Source organism: Vibrio sp. 378 (genome assembly GCF_033339435.1).
Genome location: NZ_JAWOUO010000623.1, coordinates 1 through 668 on the forward strand (window position 1 = coordinate 1; position 668 = coordinate 668).

The window sequence follows — 668 nt, forward strand, 5'->3', positions numbered from 1 at the left end:
CCATCGCATTTGCCATCGCGATACCAAGGCCAGCGTATTTCAGCATGTGGTGGTCATTTTCAGCATCACCCATACAGATCACTTCTTCTGGTTGAATTCCTAAGTACTCAGCAATCGCTGCAACTCCGATGCCTTTGTTGCTCGCTGGGTTAAGAAACTCTAGGAAGAATGGGGCACTTTGAACAACAGTAAACTCTTCACGCATTTCAGACGGAAGCGCAGCGATGACCTCGGTGAGTTTACTTGGCTCGGCAACCATCATTGCTTTGATGATTGGATGATCATCTTCTAACGATTCAAAATTCATCTCTGTCACATCTAAGCCATTAATGTTGGCTTCGATGTCAGTGTATGGGTTGTTCTCATTAGTGATCAAGCCGTGCACTTGGCTGAATGCGTGCACATAAGCGCCTAGTTCTTTCGCTTTACGAGCGACTAATTTAGCAGCCTTACCATCAATGATTTGCTGGTGGATAATTTCGTTTGTACCTACGTTTTTAACCATAGAACCATTGTAGAAAAGGACAAAATCTTTATCGGAATGAATATTCAGCTCATCCAATTTTGCCTGCATGCCTTCAAGTGGGCGGCCAGAAGCCAAAACGACAGTAACGCCAGCTTCACGAGCTTTCGCGATAGCGTGTTTGTTTTCTTCTGAAATCGCTTTG

General features: G+C 44.6%; 1 protein-coding gene. It reads right to left on the reverse strand.

The genetic code is table 11. From position 1 onward, the window contains the following. Positions 1–668: Cof-type HAD-IIB family hydrolase (locus R7Q48_RS27915; RefSeq protein ID WP_411979297.1), on the reverse strand; the 668-nt coding region annotated here is incomplete at both ends.